The following is a 1,975-nucleotide window of genomic DNA, read 5'->3' as shown; positions in this document are numbered from 1 at the left end:
TTAATTATGGCACAACTGTTCAGAAATTTATGTACCAAATACTAGGATAGGAGCAGTCACATAGAACGGTTTAACTTAATCCACTTAGGATGTTTTTCCATGATTTTCTAGATTTACAAAACATTTTAGACAATCGAACAACTTTACTTAAGTTATCTTTTATTCCTTTTGTTTCCGCACAAAACCACTCCTCTAATGCCTCAATGTGTCTTGCTGACTATTTATCTCCTGCATGCTTATAAATGTACTCGCTTTCCAGCAAGTTCTTATACCTTTTAAAAATTGCAAAATCAACATGATAACCTGTTAAATACATCAAACGAACACAACTTATTTTTACACGTGACTCATCTGCAAATTGCCTCATTTTTTTTATCGCGTTCAAAAAGATTATCTGATCCAAATACTATACCAACTTCTATGTCATAATCATTTTCATCATTTTGAACAACAGTATGCATAGCCATAATACCCTGAATCTATCTTCAGCAATCTTAAAGTCAGTTTTTTTTCATCATTATATTCCAATAAACCAGTTTTTAATCTTTTTATATTAGCTTTTTTTCTCTCAATTCGTTTTGTTTTGTTGCCGAAAGCACAGCCTTTGTACGCTAAAATTCATTAAATTCTCGTGAACAATCATACACTAATATCTCGCTCTTCCAAAAATTAAAACTTTTTTCAAGTTACAGTCTAACAACAGAGTTTTTATTTTCTTTGTTGTATCTCTCTTTCTAATTCTGTTAAATTCTTTGAAATTAGATGATGGCTAAAAAACAAGGACATCAATCTTTGTTAGTACATTTTATATTCACTTTTTCAATTCGAACTTATTTTGCTGTAATACCGAGATTTTCTTTTTAAATTCTATATATTTTTATTACTTTCTATACAAATTTGAAACTGGCTATAACTCTCAAAAAATTGGCTTAGTTCAACTCTTATTAATCCGTCTCTCGATTAATCATCATTAATGAATAATTAAAGCCCATTACGTTTAGTTCATCTACTACTTGTATTAAAGTTATCATCGAAAAAAAAGGTAATAAATCTTGGTTATTTATTTTTCTCTTATTGATAATTCCAAATATTATTTCAAATTTTTCATTTTTATCTTTTGCACTTAAAAAAAATTTTTTGTTTTGTTCTGTTATTTTACTATTAATATGCTCTATAAAGTTCTGTCTATCTTGCGCTAATATTTTTGCTGAAACCAATCCTTGTAAAAAAAGATGGCTTAACTTAGAAGAACTTTCTCCTTTCTTTACGTGTATAAATTGATTTTTATTTGTTAAAATGTCACAAGGTTCAACTTTGCTATAACCATATTCTTGAGGTTGATAATCTTTCTTATCTAGAAGTACAAATGATTTTGAAAAATCCGAAATTTTTTTGTTATAATCTCCTTCTTGCTCGTTCACCTTACATGGTGGTAAGAAAAGATTGCTTTTTTGATTTTTCGTATTCTACTTCTTATTTTTTCATAGAATGTTTTACTTACTTCATACCATATTCCAAAACACAACAGATATTTTTTATTCTCACAGACTTCTTCAAAAATCACTGAATCATAAACATTAGAAATCGTTTCTTCTTCATCAGAGCCGTCAACTACTACAAGTTTATCTTTTTTCAACTTTCTTATTATAGCAGCATTATTCTTATCTTTAAAATACCTTCTAATATAGTTAAGATAAGTTTCATAGTCTAAATCTATGTTTGCCTTATTTTTTCTCTTTTTCATTCCTGTCAGATAAAAGCCGTTAATATTTTCCCAATCGATAATTTTATTTGGTGAAATATGTAGCGATTCATCTGAATCTTTTATAGCCTTAACTAATAAATCATTCAGTTTTTCTTTTACATTGTTGTCTCTGACATCTTGGATATTATCTAACCATTCAAATCCATTTGTTCTATAGGTAGATTGTAAAATTAATCCGAACGCTGTTCGGACAAAAAAGATCAGCTTCCT

Annotated in this window: 2 pseudogenes; both read right to left on the bottom strand. The window is 28.3% G+C overall.

Features of this window, described 5'->3' with window-relative positions:
• Positions 1-76: 76 nt before the first annotated feature.
• Positions 77-599, bottom strand: a pseudogene (locus tag FD20_RS14135) (nucleotidyltransferase); the annotation flags it as partial.
• Between the two features lie 345 nt (positions 600-944).
• A pseudogene (locus FD20_RS14080) lies at positions 945-1,936 on the bottom strand (TIGR04141 family sporadically distributed protein).
• Positions 1,937-1,975: the final 39 nt, after the last annotated feature.

Source organism: Liquorilactobacillus uvarum DSM 19971, from assembly GCF_001434935.1.
GTDB classification, from domain to species: Bacteria; Bacillota; Bacilli; order Lactobacillales; family Lactobacillaceae; genus Liquorilactobacillus; species Liquorilactobacillus uvarum.
This window is presented reverse-complemented; position numbering and strand designations above follow the sequence as displayed.